Source organism: Aeromonas sp. L_1B5_3 (assembly GCF_963866575.1).
GTDB lineage: Bacteria > Pseudomonadota > Gammaproteobacteria > Enterobacterales > Aeromonadaceae > Aeromonas > Aeromonas jandaei.
In genome coordinates this window covers 181,743-197,143 of record NZ_CAWMDN010000114.1, presented here as the reverse complement: position 1 = coordinate 197,143, position 15,401 = coordinate 181,743, and the positions used below count along the sequence as shown (strand labels likewise).

The following is a 15,401-nucleotide window of genomic DNA, read 5'->3' as shown; positions in this document are numbered from 1 at the left end:
AGGGTTGCAGACAGGACTCATGAATCGAGCACTACGGTGCCTAGGGACTTTTTTGATGACACAACAACACCCCCTCCTTCGGCTGGTCAATAGCACCAGTCTGGTCAGCCAGATCCTGGTTGGTCTGGTTTTCGGTATCTTGCTGGCTATGTTTGCCCCCGAGTGGGCCAAAACGGCAGGTCTGCTTGGCAGCCTGTTTGTGGGCGCACTGAAAGCGGTGGCGCCGCTGCTGGTATTTGTACTGGTCATGGCTGCCATCATTGGTCACAAGCAGGGTCAGAAGACCAACATGCGACCCATTTTGCTGCTCTATCTGTTTGGCACCTTCTCTGCGGCCGTGGTCGCGGTGATTGCCAGCTTCCTCTTCCCCTCCGATCTGCATCTGGTGGCTAATACGGCCGAAATCACTCCGCCGGGCGGCATCACCGAAGTGTTGCAGACCCTGCTGTTCAACGTGGTAACCAACCCGGTGAAGGCGCTGATGGATGCCAACTATATCGGTATTCTGGCGTGGGCTATTGGTCTGGGCATTGCCATGCGCCACGCCAACGAGAGCACCAAGGCGCTGATCACCGATTTGTCCCACGGCGTCTCCGCCATCGTGAAAGCGGTGATCCGCTGCGCGCCGCTCGGGATCCTGGGGCTGGTCGCCTCCACCCTGGCGGAAACCGGCTTTGACGCCCTGTTTGGCTATGCCCAGCTGCTGATGGTGCTGATCGGTTCCATGCTCTTTATCGCCTTCGTGGTCAACCCGCTGATCGTGTTCTGGAGGCTCAAACGCAACCCCTATCCGCTGGTGCTGACTTGCCTGAAAGAGAGTGGTGTAACCGCCTTCTTTACCCGCAGCTCTGCGGCCAATATCCCGGTCAACATGGCGCTGTGTGAAAAGCTGCGTCTGCCGGAGGATACCTATGCGGTCTCCATTCCGCTGGGCGCCACCATTAACATGGCGGGTGCGGCCATCACCATTACCGTGCTTTCCATGGCGGCGGTGCATACCTTGGGGATGGAAGTGGATCTGGCAACCGCTGTGCTGCTCTCCGTGGTCGCCACCATCAGTGCCTGTGGCGCGTCCGGTGTAGCCGGTGGCTCCCTGCTGCTGATCCCGCTCGCCTGCAGCCTGTTTGGTATCGGCAACGATATCGCCATGCAAGTGGTAGCCGTCGGCTTTATCATCGGCGTACTGCAGGATTCTGCCGAGACTGCACTTAACAGCTCCACCGACGTGCTCTTCACCGCTGCGGCCTGCATGGCCGAAGATGAAACCCTGCTGGAACCTGCCGCACTCCCCAGCAGCGAGGCCTGATTTCAGCTTCGCTGGTTAATGCTGTTTTTTGGCGCCCTCTTCGGAGGGCGCTTTTTATTGCCTCGATTTTGCCTTGTTTCGTGGGTATTGCCCAACTATGCAGGGGCTTGGCAAATAGATAGGCAGACAGTCAGAAGGCTGTTGCGTAGTGACGGGTTGGGATGTGTTTACCCCACAGGGCGAGATAAAAACGGGTTCTCATGATGTGAGAGGAGGGCTGTGATGGCACAGATATGCAGTAGTGCAGGGAGCTTGGTTAACCGGGGCAACTGAGTAAAGGAGCTGGTATTTCCAGAGAAGAACGCAAAATGACGCAATAAAAAAACCAGCCGTTGCCGGCTGGTTTTTGACTATCGGTGGCGGGATTAACCGACCAGCTGATAGAGGATGGCGGAGATGGCTGTCAGGCCCATCACGGTCACGAAGACGTTGCTGATATGACCCTGATATTTCGCCATGGCCGGGACGCGCTTGATGGCGTACATCGGCATGATGAACAGGATGGTCGCGATGATGGGGCCGCCCAGCGATTCGATCATGCCCAGGATGGAGGGGTTGACAATAGCAGTGCCCCACAGGGTCAGGATGAAGAAGGCGATGATGAACATCTCGACTTTCTTGGCGTTCGGCTCTTTGCCGGATTTGCGCATGTTCTGCACGAGCATCCCTTTCAGACCTTCACGGGCGCCCAGATAGTGGCCGAAGAAGGAGGAGACGATGGCAACGAACGCAACCAGCGGACCGAAGTAGGAGATGATGGGGCTCGCATGCTGGTTGGCCAGATAGGAGAGCACGGCGATGTTCTGAGCTTTGGCTTCAGCCAGCTGAGCCGGTGTCAGGCTCATCACGCAGGAGAAGACGAAGAACATCACGAAACCCAGCAGCACCATGGCGGTACGCTTGAGGATGGCATCGGCTTTCTCGACGGCGTGCTCACCGTGGTCACGGCGCTGGGCCAGCGAGAAGCTGGAGATGGCCGGGCTGTGGTTGAAAGAGAAGACCAGCACCGGGATGGTCAGCCACAGAGTGACGGCGAAATCCTTGGCAGAAGGCACTTGCTCCAGAGCGGCACCAGTCCAGTCCGGGATCAGGTAGAGGGAGATACCGGCCAGGATGGCGATCAGCGGGTAGACCAGCACTTCGGTCACTTTCAGCATCAACTTCTCGCCTGCCAGCATCACGGACATCATGCCCATGATCAGCACGATGGAGAGGATCCAGCGCGGCGGTGCACTCATCTGCAGCTGGTTGACCATGAAACTTTCCACGGTGTTGGTGATACCCACGCCGTAGATCAGCACGATGGGGTAGATCGCGAAGAAGTAGAGCAGGGTGATCAGCTTGCCTGCACCGGCACCAAAGTGCTCTTCTACCACCTCAGTTATATCCGCATTGGGCTTTTTGGAGGAGAGAACGAAACGGGCCAGGCCACGGTGAGCCAGGTAGGTCATCGGGCCAACCAGCAGCGCCATCACCACCAGTGGCCAGAAGCCGCCCATGCCTGCGTTGATCGGCAGGAACAGGATGCCTGCACCAACAGCAGTACCAAACAGGCTGATAACCCAGGTTGAATCCTGTTTTGTCCAGCCTTTACTCTTGGCGAAGCTTGTTCCTTGCTCCTTTACGGTCGCGACATCCTGTGCGCCAGTGACAGTATTTGACATCTATCTCACCCCGAATTGTGGTTCTTATTAAGTCGGCGGCAAGGATACGGTTTTTTTAATCAAAAATGTTGATCAAATTCATCTTTAACAGACGAAAACCCCGAGTTTCTTATAGAAACGTGATCAAAACAGTAAAAAATCAATTTTTGTTTATCATTTGGCACGTTAGTTTAATGTTAATGATTAAATTCCGCCCCGCCAAAAGTTGCCATGTTGTTATCGTTCGAGGTGCTGGGCCAGCTGACAGATCATGCTGGCTGTGGCACCCCAGATGTAGTGCTGTTGCCAGGGGATCCAGTAGACGGTGTGCTGTTTGCCCGCCCGAACAAAGGTGAGGGCAATATGATTGCGGCGATCGAGCAGGTGGTTTAACGGTACCTCAAAGGCATGCTCCACCTCATCTGCACTCAGTTCGAGGGGGTAGTCGGCATCGAGCAGAGCCAGCACCGGCAGCACTTCGAAGCGCGAGATGGTATTGAGCGGATTAAGGGTGCCGATCACCTGCACGAGATGAGAGGGGATGCCGAGCTCCTCTCTGGTCTCCCGCAGCGCGGTGGCGATGAGATCCTGATCATCGGGGTCCTGACGCCCGCCCGGAAAGCTTATTTGCCCGGCATGATGGCGCAGCCGGGTGCTGCGGCGGGTGAGCAGCAGGTGAAGGCCATCGTGGCGCTCCACGACAGGCACCAGCACCGCCGCCGGGTTTAGGCCGGCGATGGCAAGGCGATGGGCAGGCGCCGGCCGTTGCAGGGAGAAACGGGTCAGCAGTTCGTTGCGATCCATGGCGTAACGTGGTTCCGTGGCAGTTTATCTGGGGCTCTGGCTCACAGTGCGGTGAGCAGGGGCAGAATGCGGGCGACCTTGTCATAGGTCTCCTGATATTCGCTGTCGGCGTCGGAGTCGGCGATGATGCCGCCACCGGCCCAGCAGTGCAGACGGCCCGCTTCGGCAATCAGGGTGCGAATGCAGATGCTGGTGTCCATCCGGCCATGCTGGCTGAGGTAGCCGATGCTGCCGCAGTAGGCGTTGCGTCGCTGGGGCTCCAGCTCCTCGATGATCTCCATGGCGCGGATCTTGGGTGCACCAGTGATGGAGCCACCCGGGAAGCAGGCGCGCAGCAGATCGACCCCTTGCCAGCGGCTATCGAGTTCACCATGAATGGTGGAAACCAAATGGTGCACTGCCGGAAAGGACTCTACCGCAAAGAGGTGAGGGACGCTGACCGAGCCCGGCCTGCTCACCCGCCCGATATCATTGCGCAGCAGATCCACGATCATCAGATTCTCTGATCTGTCCTTGTCCGCCTGTGACAGCTCTTGGGCTGTATCCCGATCGATGACTGGATCAGGATGGCGCGGACGGGTGCCCTTGATGGGCTTGGTCTCGATATGGCGACCATCGAGCAGCAAGAAACGCTCGGGGGAGAGGCTCAAAATAGCGCTGTCCGGCAAGCGCAAAAAGGCGGAGAAAGGTGCCTTGTTGGCCGCCGCCAGTGTGCAGTAAGCCTGCCACTCATCGCCCTGATAGGATGCACTGAAGCGTTGGGTCAGGTTGATCTGGTAGCAATCCCCAGCCGCGAGGTACTCCTGAATGCGGGCAAACTTCGCGCCATAAGCTTCCCGGCTCATGTTGCTTTGCCAGCTGCCTTGCAGGTGGAAAGGCGGCGCCGGTTCGGCCACTTGTTGTTCGAGCCAGTCGATACGTCGGGCAAGACCCGCTTCATCTCCCCAGTGCACCAGTTGCCAGGCGCCGGTCTCGACGCTGCGCAGCAGCGCCCAGTCATAGATCCCCACCGCCATGTCGGGCACCTTGATATCGGCGGTTGCCTGGCTTGGCAGCTGTTCAAAGTGGCGGCCCAGATCGTAGCCAAACAGCCCGAGCGCGCCGCCTGTAAACGGCAGCTTGCTGTCATGCGCAACCGGTTGGCCTAGCAGTTGCTGCTGAAGTTCGGCCAGCAGGGTGAGGGGGTCGCCAAGATGCTCTTTTTCTACATTGCTGCTGCGCACCGTGGTGAGCTGGCCGCAGGTTTGGAGAGTGGCCAGCGGATCGGCGGTGATGATGTCGAAGCCATTGTCGGCACCAAGTGGCCCGGCTGACTCCAGCAGCATGGCCCACGGCTGATGTTGCAGCCGTGCAAATAGCGCGTGGAGAGGAGTGTGATGATCTGGATAATGGATATGCAGTGATGGCGTCATTTTATGTTACACAGGCAACAGTTTGATTCCCGAACCCTAGTCGGTGCTGGTGGGCAAGCGTATCATAGGTGTCGGTGACTAAAGAAAAAACTGCTGTGCTTCAGGTTTTTTGCTGACCGATAGTGTTTGGTTTGCGCCTCTGTACAGCCATCATATGGAAGCCCTTGTCCATCGCCCCCGTGCGACGCAAGGACCAGTGAGGATGATATGAGCATTATAAAAAAACAGGATTTTATCGATTCCATCGCAGATGCCCTCCAGTACATCTCCTATTACCACCCGCTGGATTTTGTCCAGGCCGCCAAAGCTGCTTATGATCGGGAAGCCAACCCCGCAGCCAAGGATGCGCTGGCCCAGATCCTGATCAACTCCCGCATGTCTGCCGAAGGCCACCGTCCGCTCTGTCAGGATACCGGCATCGTCACCTGCTTTGTGAAGATCGGCATGCAGGTGCAGTGGGACAGTGACATGACGGTGCAGGAGATGGTGGATGAAGGTACCCGCCGTGCCTACACCAACCCGGACAACCCGCTGCGTGCCTCGGTGCTGGCCGACCCGGCTGGCAGTCGCAAAAACACCAAAGACAACGCCCCGGCGGTCGTCCATATCGACATGATCCCGGGTGACAAGGTTGAGGTGAGCATCGCCGCCAAGGGCGGTGGTTCCGAGAACAAATCCAAGATGGTCATGCTCAATCCCTCCGATGATATCGTCGAGTGGGTGCTGAAAACCGTGCCGACCATGGGCGCGGGCTGGTGCCCGCCCGGCATGCTCGGCATCGGCATCGGCGGTACTGCCGAGAAGGCCGCCGTGCTGGCCAAAGAGGCGCTGATGGAGCACATCGACATTCAGGAGTTGATGGCCCGTGGCCCGCAAACCACTGAAGAGAAACTGCGCGTCGAACTCTACGACAAGGTCAACAAGCTGGGGATCGGTGCCCAGGGCCTGGGCGGCCTCACTACCGTGCTGGATGTGAAGGTGAAATCCGCGCCGACTCACGCTGCTTCCAAGCCGGTGGTGATGATCCCCAACTGCGCTGCGACCCGTCACGTTCACTTTGAACTCGATGGTTCAGGCCCGGCCGAACTGACTCCACCGAAATTGAGCGACTGGCCGGAGATCACCCGTGAAGCGGGTGGCAACGTGCGCCGTGTCAACGTCGACGGCATTACCAAGGCCGAGTTGGCCAGCTGGAAGAGCGGTGATACCGTGCTGCTGTCAGGCAAGATCCTTACCGGCCGCGATGCTGCCCACAAGCGTATCGCCGATATGCTGGCCCGCGGCGAAGGGCTACCAGAAGGGGTCGATTTCACCAACCGCTTCATCTACTACGTTGGCCCGGTCGATGCGGTGCGCGACGAAGTGGTCGGCCCGGCAGGTCCCACCACCTCCACCCGGATGGACAAGTTCACCGACATGATGCTGGGTGAAACCGGCCTTATCGGCATGATCGGCAAGTCCGAACGTGGCCCGAAAACCGTCGAGAGCATCAAGCAGCACAAGGCTGTTTATCTGATGGCCGTTGGTGGCGCCGCCTATCTGGTGGCCAAGGCGATCAAGAAAGCCCGCGTGGTGGCCTTTGCCGATCTCGGCATGGAAGCGATCTACGAGTTTGAAGTGGAAGATATGCCGGTGACCGTAGCGGTCGATTCCGAAGGCAACAATATCCACGAAACCGGCCCTGCCTACTGGTCAGCCAAGATTGCCGAACTGGATGGCAAACTCTCCTCCTGATCCGGCGTGCGGCCCTGGTGCCGTGATTGGCTGGATAGAGCAGATAAAAAAGGATGGCCAGCAAGGCCATCCTTTTTGTTATCCACTCTTCCAGTGACGAAGTGCCGGAACAGGTAAAAAGAAAAAAGGCGGGATAACCCGCCTTTTGTCGTCATGCCAGCCAGTGGCTGCTTAGTCGCAGGCAACCTGCATCACCTTGATGGCCAGACCGCCACGGGAGGTTTCACGGTACTTGGAGTCCATGTCCTTGCCGGTGACGTACATGGTGTCGATCACCTTGTCCAGCGAGACGCGCGGCTTGGAGGTACGACGCAGGGCCATACGGGAGGCGTTGACCGCCTTCATGGCTGCGATGGCGTTACGCTCGATGCAGGGCACCTGAACCTGGCCGGCAACCGGGTCGCAGGTCAGACCCAGGTTGTGTTCCATACCGATTTCAGCAGCTTCGCAGACGTGCTCAGGGCTACCGCCCATCAGCTCGGTCAGACCGGCAGCGGCCATGGAGCAGGAGACACCCACTTCACCCTGGCAGCCTACTTCGGCGCCGGAGATGGAGGCGTTCATCTTGTAGAGGATGCCGACGGCACCGGCAGCCAGATAGAAACGGGTGTACTCATCGCGGCCAACCGGCTGGATGAACTTGTCGTAGTAGGCCAGTACGGCCGGGATGATGCCGGCAGCGCCGTTGGTCGGGGCGGTGACTACGCGGCCACCGGCTGCGTTCTCTTCACTCACTGCCAGAGCGAACATGTTGACCCAGTCAACGATGTTCATCGGGTCGCTCGAGAGATTCTCGTTGGTGTTGAGCTGACGGTAGAGCGGAGCCGCACGACGGGGCACGCGCAGCGGGCCGGAGAGAACGCCTTCGGTGCGGCAGCCGCGCTCGATACCTTCACGCATGGTGTTCCAGATCTTGCCGAACTTCTTGTAGATCTCTTCCGGGGTGTTGAAGCACTTCTCGTTTTCCATCATCAGGGCAGAGATGGAGAGACCGGTCTGGCTGCAGTGGGCAACCAGCTCGGCGGCGCTCTTGAACGGATAGCGCACGGACATGTCGCCGCTGTCAGCCTTGCCGAAGTTCTCTTCGTCAACGATGAAACCGCCACCGATGGAGTAGTAGGTCTTGCTGTAGACAACTTCATCTTCGATCAAAGCAGTCAGCTTCATGCCGTTTTCGTGCAGCGGCAGGGCTTCGTCGTGGAATACCATGGCATCGCGCGGGAAGCTGACGGTGTGGCAGTGCAGGCCGATCGGCAGGCGCTCGGTCTGTTCTACGCGGGAGATAAACTCAGGGATGGCATCGATATCGACGTTTTCCGGCAGGTTGCCGGCCAGGCCCATGATGATGGCGGTGTCGGTGTGGTGGCCTTTACCGGTCCAGGAGAGGGAGCCGTAGACATCGACATTGATGCGGGTGATATCGCGGATCTTGCCGCCTGCGCGCAGTTCGTCAACAAACTGTTTGGCTGCTTTCATCGGGCCAACAGTGTGGGAAGAAGAGGGGCCTACACCGATTTTGAAGATATCAAAAACGCTGATCATGTCACTATTACCTCAGGGTAGAAGGGGGCGGCATGCCCACTCACAGAAATTTGGGAGATCCATGGAACGCGCTGGTTTGCGCAGGTCACTGAACCATATAACCGTAGTGTAACGGCTCGCGACCTAAAAAAAGTTGAAATAGATCTATTTTTGTTGAGTTTGAGGCGCGAGTATAAAATTTATTTTGGTGCTTATCCATTTTGTTAAGCGTTTGCCCATAAAAATACCCGGCGATGCCGGGCATTTCGGAACCAAATGGAGTCAATTGCCGTTTTTTAACATTCGGTAATGTTAACGGCGAGGCCGCCTCGAGCCGTCTCCTTGTACTTTGTCTTCATGTCGTTGCCGGTCTCCCACATGGTTTTGATCACCTTGTCGAGCGACACCTTGTGCTCCCCAGTGCCACGCAGGGCAAGACGAGCTGCATTGATCGCTTTCACTGCGCCCATGGCGTTGCGCTCGATGCAGGGCACCTGTACCAGCCCGCCGATGGGATCGCAGGTGAGCCCGAGGTTGTGCTCCATGCCGATCTCGGCGGCGTTCTCCACCATGGCCGGGCTGCCACCCAGCAGTTCGGTCAGCGCGCCGGCCGCCATGGAACAGGCCACGCCCACTTCACCCTGACAGCCCACTTCCGCTCCCGAGAGGGAGGCGTTCTTCTTATATAAGATGCCGATCGCTGCTGCGGTGAGGAAAAAGCGCACCAGCTCGTCATCATCGACCTTGTGGACGAAGCGATCATAGTAGTGCAGCACCGCCGGAATGATGCCGGAGGCGCCGTTGGTGGGGGCGGTGACCACTCGTCCGCCCGCCGCATTCTCTTCGTTGACGGCCAGCGCAAACAGATCGACCCATTCCATCACCATCAGGGGATCCTTGTTGAAGTTGGTCTCGCAGCTGAGTTGGCGAAATAGCCCCGGGGCGCGGCGCCGTACCTTGAGCCCGCCCGGCAGAACCCCTTCGCTCTTGCAGCCCCGCTCGACGCAACCCTGCATCGCCTGCCAGATCTTGCGAAGACCGCTCTTTATCTGCTCGTCGCTGCGAAAGACTCGTTCGTTGGCCAGAATGATGCCGGAGATGGAGAGACCGCTTTCCTGGCAGTGGGCCAGCAGTTGGGAGCCGCTCTCGAAGGGGTAGGGGATCGGGTGTTCGCTATCCGTTCTGGCGGCCTCCTCCTTGGCGGTAGCGAAGTGGCTCTCTTCAATGATGAAGCCGCCGCCAATCGAGTAGTAGGTCTGGCTGAAGCGCAGGTTCTCATCTTCGCCAAAGGCGCGCAGAGTCATGCCGTTGGTGTGGGCCGGCAGGGTTTTTCGGCGGTTGAAGATGATGGCACCCGTGCGCGGAAAATGGCTTGGTTGCTCACCTGCCAGTTGCAGGCTCTGCTCCTTTTCCACTCGCGCCAGAATGGCGGGGATGGCATCGATATCGACCGATTCCGGTTCAAAGCCCGACAGCCCCAGAATGATCGCCTTGCCGGTACCGTGTCCCTTGCCGGTCTGGCCCAGCGAGCCGTAACACTCCACTTCGACTCGCGCAGTATGAGGCAGATGACCATGGAGCTTGAGCTGCTGCACAAAGGCATAAGAGGCGCGCATGGGACCGACTGTATGGGAAGAGGAGGGGCCGATACCGATAGAGAAAAGGTCAAACACACTGATCATGACACCACTCCGGTGATGGTTTATGTCTGTTTATTCTAGGATTTTTGCCATGGATGAAAAGCGGGGATGTGCCGCGCTGTGACATGGGTAGAGATATGAAGAGCAGGAGGGGGAGAGAGGGCTGAAGGGATGAGCCCCTTCAGCCGGGCTGATCAGTCGAGAAATTCACACAGGTAGGCGGTGGGGGTAGTCACCTCCAGTTTGAAGGAGGAGTGGCCCGCAACCAGGAAGGATTCACCCTGGCTGTAGGTGTGCCACTCATCTTCATCCGCCAGCTGGATGGTCAGGGCACCCTTGATCACCGTCATCCGCTCGGGGGCTGCGGTATTGAACAGGTATTCACCGATGTTCATGACACCGACAGTGGATTTTTCGCCTTTTTGCTCAAAACCTATGGATTTTACATTTCCGTCAAAATATTCGTTAACTTTCAGCATCTTTACATCCTTGTATGTTCGGTTGTGCAGCCAAGCTAGCACAACATTTTGCCAGTTGTCATTGGGCTGACTGCAAAAAACGCAACCAAAGGGTGGGAAATGCGCTTTTTAGAAAATTATTAATAGCTTCTGTTAACGATTTGTCGATTTCAAACAGCAATGAAATATGCGATAACACGCCGCAGCAGGGGAATGTGCAGGAGCTCATTCCCCTGTCTGGTTTATTGCACTGGGAAAGTGCGAATGTAGCTACATAAAGGAAAGTACTGTGTTGACTAAAGGACTCATAAAAAATATTGGCTTCCAGGTTGTGGTGGCCATGGTACTGGGGGCAGTGGTCGGGGTGCTCATGGGTGAGCAGGCCACCATCTTTGCCCCACTCGGTACCCTCTTTATCCAGCTCATCAAGATGCTGGTGATCCCGCTGGTGGCGGTTGCCATCCTCTCCGGTGCCGCCAATCTGGGGGCAAGCCCGGCAGCAGGCAAGATAGGGGTGGCCACGCTGGCCTTCTTCCTTGTCACTTCGGCACTGGCCGTGTTGCTGGCACTGGTGATGGGACAGATCTTCAAGCCGGGTGTCGGTGTCGATTTTGGCTCTGTCTCCTCCATGTTTGGCGGTGATTATGCCGATAAAGGGGCGCTGCCGGATGCCGTCGCAACTCTGCTTGGCATGATCCCGACCAACGTATTCCAGTCCCTCAACGAGGCGAACATTCTGCAGATCCTGGTGTTCTGCATGTTCCTCGGCATTGCGCTGGCCAAACAGCCGCGCGAGCGGGCCAAGCCGCTGGTCGATGGCCTCAATACCCTGGTGGATGCCTTTGTCTGGATGATCAACAAGGTAATGATCATCGCGCCGCTCGGGGTATTCGGTCTGATGGCTGATGCCATCGGCACCTATGGCTTCGATGTGCTGACGCTGGTGCTCAAGCTGTTTGTGGTCTATGTCGCTGCGATTCTGATCTTCGGCTTTGTTGTCTACCCGCTGCTGGTGGCACTCTTCTCCAACACGCCGGTGATGACCTATATCTCGGCGATGAAGAAGCCGCAGATCGTTGCCTTCTCTACCGCCTCCTCCATGGCGACCCTGCCGGTCAATATGGAGACCTGCGAACAGGATCTGAAGGTGACCAATGCAACGGCCTCTTTCGTGTTGCCGCTGGGGGCCACCATCAACATGAGCGGCAACGCCATCTATTACGGTCTGGTCGCCATCTTCTTCGCGCAGGTTTACAACATCGATCTGAGCGTCGGTGCCTGGGCCGCCATCATAGTGACGGCCACCCTGGGCGCGATTGGCCAAGCCGGTGTGCCGGGCCCGAGCTTCCTGGTGGTGGCGGTGCTGCTGGCGGCAGGGATCCCCATCGAAGGATTGCCGCTGCTGTTCGCGCTGGATCGTCTGTTCGACATGATCCGGACTTCCCTCAATATCACCGGTGACGCAGCCTGCGCCGTGATCGTTGATCGCTTCAGCCCGGAGTATGACCCGCAGCGCTGGAACAAGGTATAAGCGGGATTACCCTTCTGGTTATGCCACAAGCCTTCACCTTCGGGTGGGGGCTTTTTTGTGCCCGCTGGTTACTGGAAAAATGGATTGATCAGAACAAGCAGCAAAGCGGTAGAAGAGGAGGAAAGGATAAGGAGAGAGCAAAGGTGTTGTCAGACGGCAGGTAGCAAAAAGGGGAGCTTGGCTCCCCCGAGGATGGTCTGACGTTGGCTCAGTCAGAAGTGTGGTTAAACAAGCAACCACAACAGCTTGAAATCATATCCATGTTGACCATTTCGGCACTGATGGCTAAAAACGTCAGTTTGTGGCGATTAAAGCGTCATGCCAGAGAGGCTCGTTCCCGATTGATGCCTCTCTATCCGACTTAGAGCTGTGACAGCGAGGGCAGAGAGACAGCAACCAGGGTGAAAAACACGGTAAAAACAGCGGTAACAACAAACTCTTTCATCTTTTTTCTCCCCAGGTTGTTGGTTGATGAGGTCAAGATACCATAACAGGAGCTTAAAACAAGGGTTTAATTGATAAAAGTTAGCTTTTTGTTCTTCGTGGTAATGAAAGCTCTGTTTTTGCAATCCTTTGGCTGTTTTATCCTCTATGTTTGAGGTGCTGGTTTCTTTAATGGGGGCGCCACATTAAAAATCCTTTATTTTCAGTGTTTTAGTTAAGTGCGTGGAATCTGAATTCAGGGGTTTGAATGGAGCTATTAATTGGTTTTACATTTTTTGTTGGGCTAAGCAGCCATTTTTAGCGTCAAAAAATGGCTGTGAATCTGGTTTTACCGCTTCTGGCGAAGATAATCCCCCTCTGAAAGAGAGTAATGCCGGTATCGGCATGCAATCCAGCGCCATGGTTAGGGTTTTATCACGATCTTCTGTTCATGGATTTGCATAAATAGCCCTGTTTTTAGCGATGTAGCCGGATCTGAGAGAGAAAAAATGCAGAGGTAGCCCATTTTTTAGCCTCTGACTATGGATGAGATAGCGTGATTGATATTGGTTGGTGCAATAGTGGCTTGGGAAGCGGTTTTTCCCTCAAGGGGACAAGTTGCAACCTGCAGGGGGGGAGCGAGATAGGCCCCCGATCTGCGACTGCCTGTATCTGTAGCCAATGTTGAGCCCCGTCGGTGCGGATTAGAGATAACGCATCGCCTAACAGGAGCACCAGAGGACAACAGTAACAGTGGGGGGAATAAGATTGAGCGGAAGAGATGATGCAGAGAGGAGGCTGGGCAAACTGTCGGTAGCGACTGCAACGGTGGGGTAATTGGCCGAGCTGAAGCGCAACCTCAATCCCAACCTCAAGCCGGTCATATAGGCATTGTTGTTATTTCACAGTTGGCAGATCTGCCTGATGACATTGCCAAATGTACTGGCACCAATCCATTATCTGGGCACCACGGTGATCTGCGCGTAGAAATAGAAAAACCCTCCGGATGGAGGGTTTTTGCATAACCAGCTTGTTCTTGTGCGGTTCTTAGAACAGGGTGGTGGAGAGGTTGTAAAGCTCCTGATCGAACGGACGCTTCATGTTCTCGATGCAGTCGATGATGTCGTGGTGTACCAGCTCGTTGCGCTGGATACCGACGCAGCGACCACCGTGACCAGCCAGCAGCTGCTCAACGGCATAAGCACCCATACGGCTGGACATGATGCGGTCACGGGCTGTCGGGGCACCGCCACGCTGGATATGACCCAGAATGGTGGCGCGGGTTTCACGACCGGTCAGGGCTTCGATATCCTTGGCCAGCGCGTTCACGTCGGTAACGTGCTCGCAGATAGTGATGATGGCGTGCTTCTTGCCCTTGGCTTCGCCTTCCTTGATCTGCTTGAGCAGCTTCTCTTTGTCGAAGGCCACTTCCGGCACGATCACATACTCGGCACCACCGGCAACGGCGGCAGACATGGCCAGATCGCCACAGTGGCGGCCCATGATCTCGACCACAGAGATACGGTGGTGGGAGCTGCAGGTATCGCGCAGACGGTCGATGGCGTCAACTACCACGTTCAGAGCGGTATCAAAACCGATGGTGAAGTCGGTACCGGCGATATCGTTGTCGATGGTGCCCGGCAGGCCGATGCAGGGGAAACCCTCTTCGGTCAGCTTCTTGGCACCCATGTAGGAGCCGTCACCACCGATGACGACCAGCGCATCGATACCATGCTTTTTCAGATTCTCGATCGCTTCGGCGCGCACTGCGGGGTCTTTGAAAGCAGGAAAACGGGCGGAGCCGAGGAAAGTACCACCACGGTTGACCACGTCGGAGACGCTGTGACGCTCCAGCTTGACGATGCGATCCTGGTGCAGACCGAGGTAGCCATCATAAATACCGTAAACTTCCAGGCCGTAATGCAGACCGGCGCGAACCACAGCGCGGATGGCTGCGTTCATACCCGGCGCGTCGCCACCACTGGTCAGAACACCAATACGTTTGATTTGTTTGGTCATGAGTGCCTCTGGATCTGAGTTGTCAAATACGAATGTTTGGAAATAGACAAGCCACTTTTACTATATCGGCTTTCGTATGGGATGCGGGGGCCACCATAGGAAAAGCGATACAAGAGAGGGGACAAGCCCCTCTCTTTGCCGTAATCAGCGATTACTTGGCAGCGCCAGCGATGATCTGGGAGAAGTCGTCCACTTTCAGGGACGCACCACCGACCAGGCCACCGTCGATGTCCGGCTGACCGAACAGGTCGGCAGCAGTAGCGCCAGTGACGGAACCGCCGTACAGGATCTGTACTTTGGCAGCAACGGCGGCATCAAAACCGGCCAGGTACTGACGGATGTGAGCGTGAACGGACTGAGCGATCTCCGGAGTGGCAGTCTTGCCGGTACCGATGGCCCATACCGGCTCGTAAGCGATAACGGCGTTGTTGAAGGAGGCGATACCGCAACGGTCGATAACGGCTTTCAGCTGGGTCTCAACCACGTTCTTGGTCACGCCGGCTTCGAACTGCTCCAGAGTTTCACCGATGCACAGAACCGGCACCAGGCCGCCTTTCTGGATCGCTTCGTACTTGGCAGCAACCACGTCGTCACTCTCTGCATGCAGGGTACGACGCTCGCTGTGGCCGACCAGAGAGTAGGTGCAACCGAAGGCTTTCAGCATGGACGGAGCGTTTTCACCGGTGAAGGCGCCAGACTCGTGTACGTCGGCGTTCTGGGCACCGTAGGCGATTTTGGTGCCAGCGGTCAGCTGCTCAACCAGACCCAAAAAGATAACCGGCGGGCAGACGGCGACTTGCACAGAAGGATGAGCGGCAGCAGCCGGTGTCAGTCCTTTGATCAGAGCTTCTACAGAAGCCTTGGTGCCGTTCAGTTTCCAGTTACCCATTACCAGGTGCTGTCTCATCTT

At 56.8% G+C, this 15,401-nt stretch carries 11 protein-coding genes; 3 read left to right on the top strand and 8 right to left on the bottom strand.

Annotation, left to right across the window (positions count from 1 at the left end; all coding sequences use genetic code 11):
• The first annotated feature begins 55 nt into the window (after positions 1-55).
• On the top strand, positions 56-1,306 hold the full coding sequence (sstT, locus tag AACR93_RS11665; protein ID WP_043850883.1) for a serine/threonine transporter SstT: 1,251 nt from the start codon (positions 56-58) through the stop codon (positions 1,304-1,306).
• A 365-nt stretch (positions 1,307-1,671) separates the two neighbouring features.
• On the opposite strand, the gene AACR93_RS11660 is transcribed toward sstT, so the two are convergent.
• From AACR93_RS11660 to pabB, 3 genes are all read right to left on the bottom strand, one after another.
• Entirely contained in the window at positions 1,672-2,970 is a 1,299-nt protein-coding gene (locus AACR93_RS11660) for an HAAAP family serine/threonine permease (protein WP_043850882.1), read from the bottom strand.
• Positions 2,971-3,186: 216 nt separating this feature from the next.
• Positions 3,187-3,753 (bottom strand): CoA pyrophosphatase, encoded by a 567-nt coding sequence (locus AACR93_RS11655; protein WP_043850881.1) that lies wholly within the window; start codon positions 3,751-3,753, stop codon positions 3,187-3,189.
• 41 nt (positions 3,754-3,794) lie between these two features.
• The gene (gene pabB / locus AACR93_RS11650; protein WP_043850880.1) at positions 3,795-5,078 is read right to left on the bottom strand and encodes an aminodeoxychorismate synthase component I; all 1,284 of its coding nucleotides are present in this window, start codon (positions 5,076-5,078) and stop codon (positions 3,795-3,797) included.
• 294 nt (positions 5,079-5,372) lie between these two features.
• Between pabB and AACR93_RS11645 the strand changes: the two genes are divergently transcribed.
• Positions 5,373-6,899: a fumarate hydratase gene (locus tag AACR93_RS11645; RefSeq protein WP_042030888.1), complete on the top strand. Its 1,527-nt coding sequence runs from the start codon at positions 5,373-5,375 to the stop codon at positions 6,897-6,899.
• 171 nt (positions 6,900-7,070) lie between these two features.
• On the opposite strand, the gene AACR93_RS11640 is transcribed toward AACR93_RS11645, so the two are convergent.
• From AACR93_RS11640 to ppnP, 3 genes are all read right to left on the bottom strand, one after another.
• The gene (locus AACR93_RS11640; RefSeq protein ID WP_041207648.1) at positions 7,071-8,441 is read right to left on the bottom strand and encodes an L-serine ammonia-lyase; all 1,371 of its coding nucleotides are present in this window, start codon (positions 8,439-8,441) and stop codon (positions 7,071-7,073) included.
• 275 nt (positions 8,442-8,716) lie between these two features.
• Positions 8,717-10,102, bottom strand: a complete 1,386-nt coding sequence (locus AACR93_RS11635) for an L-serine ammonia-lyase (protein ID WP_043850879.1) — start codon at positions 10,100-10,102, stop codon at positions 8,717-8,719.
• Between the two features lie 152 nt (positions 10,103-10,254).
• The gene (gene ppnP, locus AACR93_RS11630; protein WP_043850878.1) at positions 10,255-10,539 is read right to left on the bottom strand and encodes a pyrimidine/purine nucleoside phosphorylase; all 285 of its coding nucleotides are present in this window, start codon (positions 10,537-10,539) and stop codon (positions 10,255-10,257) included.
• 268 nt (positions 10,540-10,807) lie between these two features.
• On the opposite strand from ppnP, the gene AACR93_RS11625 reads away from it, so the two are divergent.
• Positions 10,808-12,049 carry a dicarboxylate/amino acid:cation symporter gene (locus AACR93_RS11625; protein WP_042030891.1) on the top strand — a complete coding sequence of 414 codons (1,242 nt, stop codon included), beginning with the start codon at positions 10,808-10,810 and terminating at the stop codon, positions 12,047-12,049.
• A gap of 1,470 nt (positions 12,050-13,519) precedes the next feature.
• Here the strand turns inward: AACR93_RS11625 and pfkA are convergent.
• Together pfkA and tpiA are read right to left on the bottom strand one after the other, a co-directional pair.
• A complete protein-coding gene (gene pfkA, locus AACR93_RS11620) occupies positions 13,520-14,491 on the bottom strand; it encodes a 6-phosphofructokinase (RefSeq protein ID WP_041207654.1) in 972 nt (323 codons plus the stop codon).
• Positions 14,492-14,642: 151 nt separating this feature from the next.
• Positions 14,643-15,398, bottom strand: coding sequence for a triose-phosphate isomerase (gene tpiA / locus AACR93_RS11615; protein WP_041207655.1), 756 nt, complete (start codon positions 15,396-15,398; stop codon positions 14,643-14,645).
• Positions 15,399-15,401: the final 3 nt, after the last annotated feature.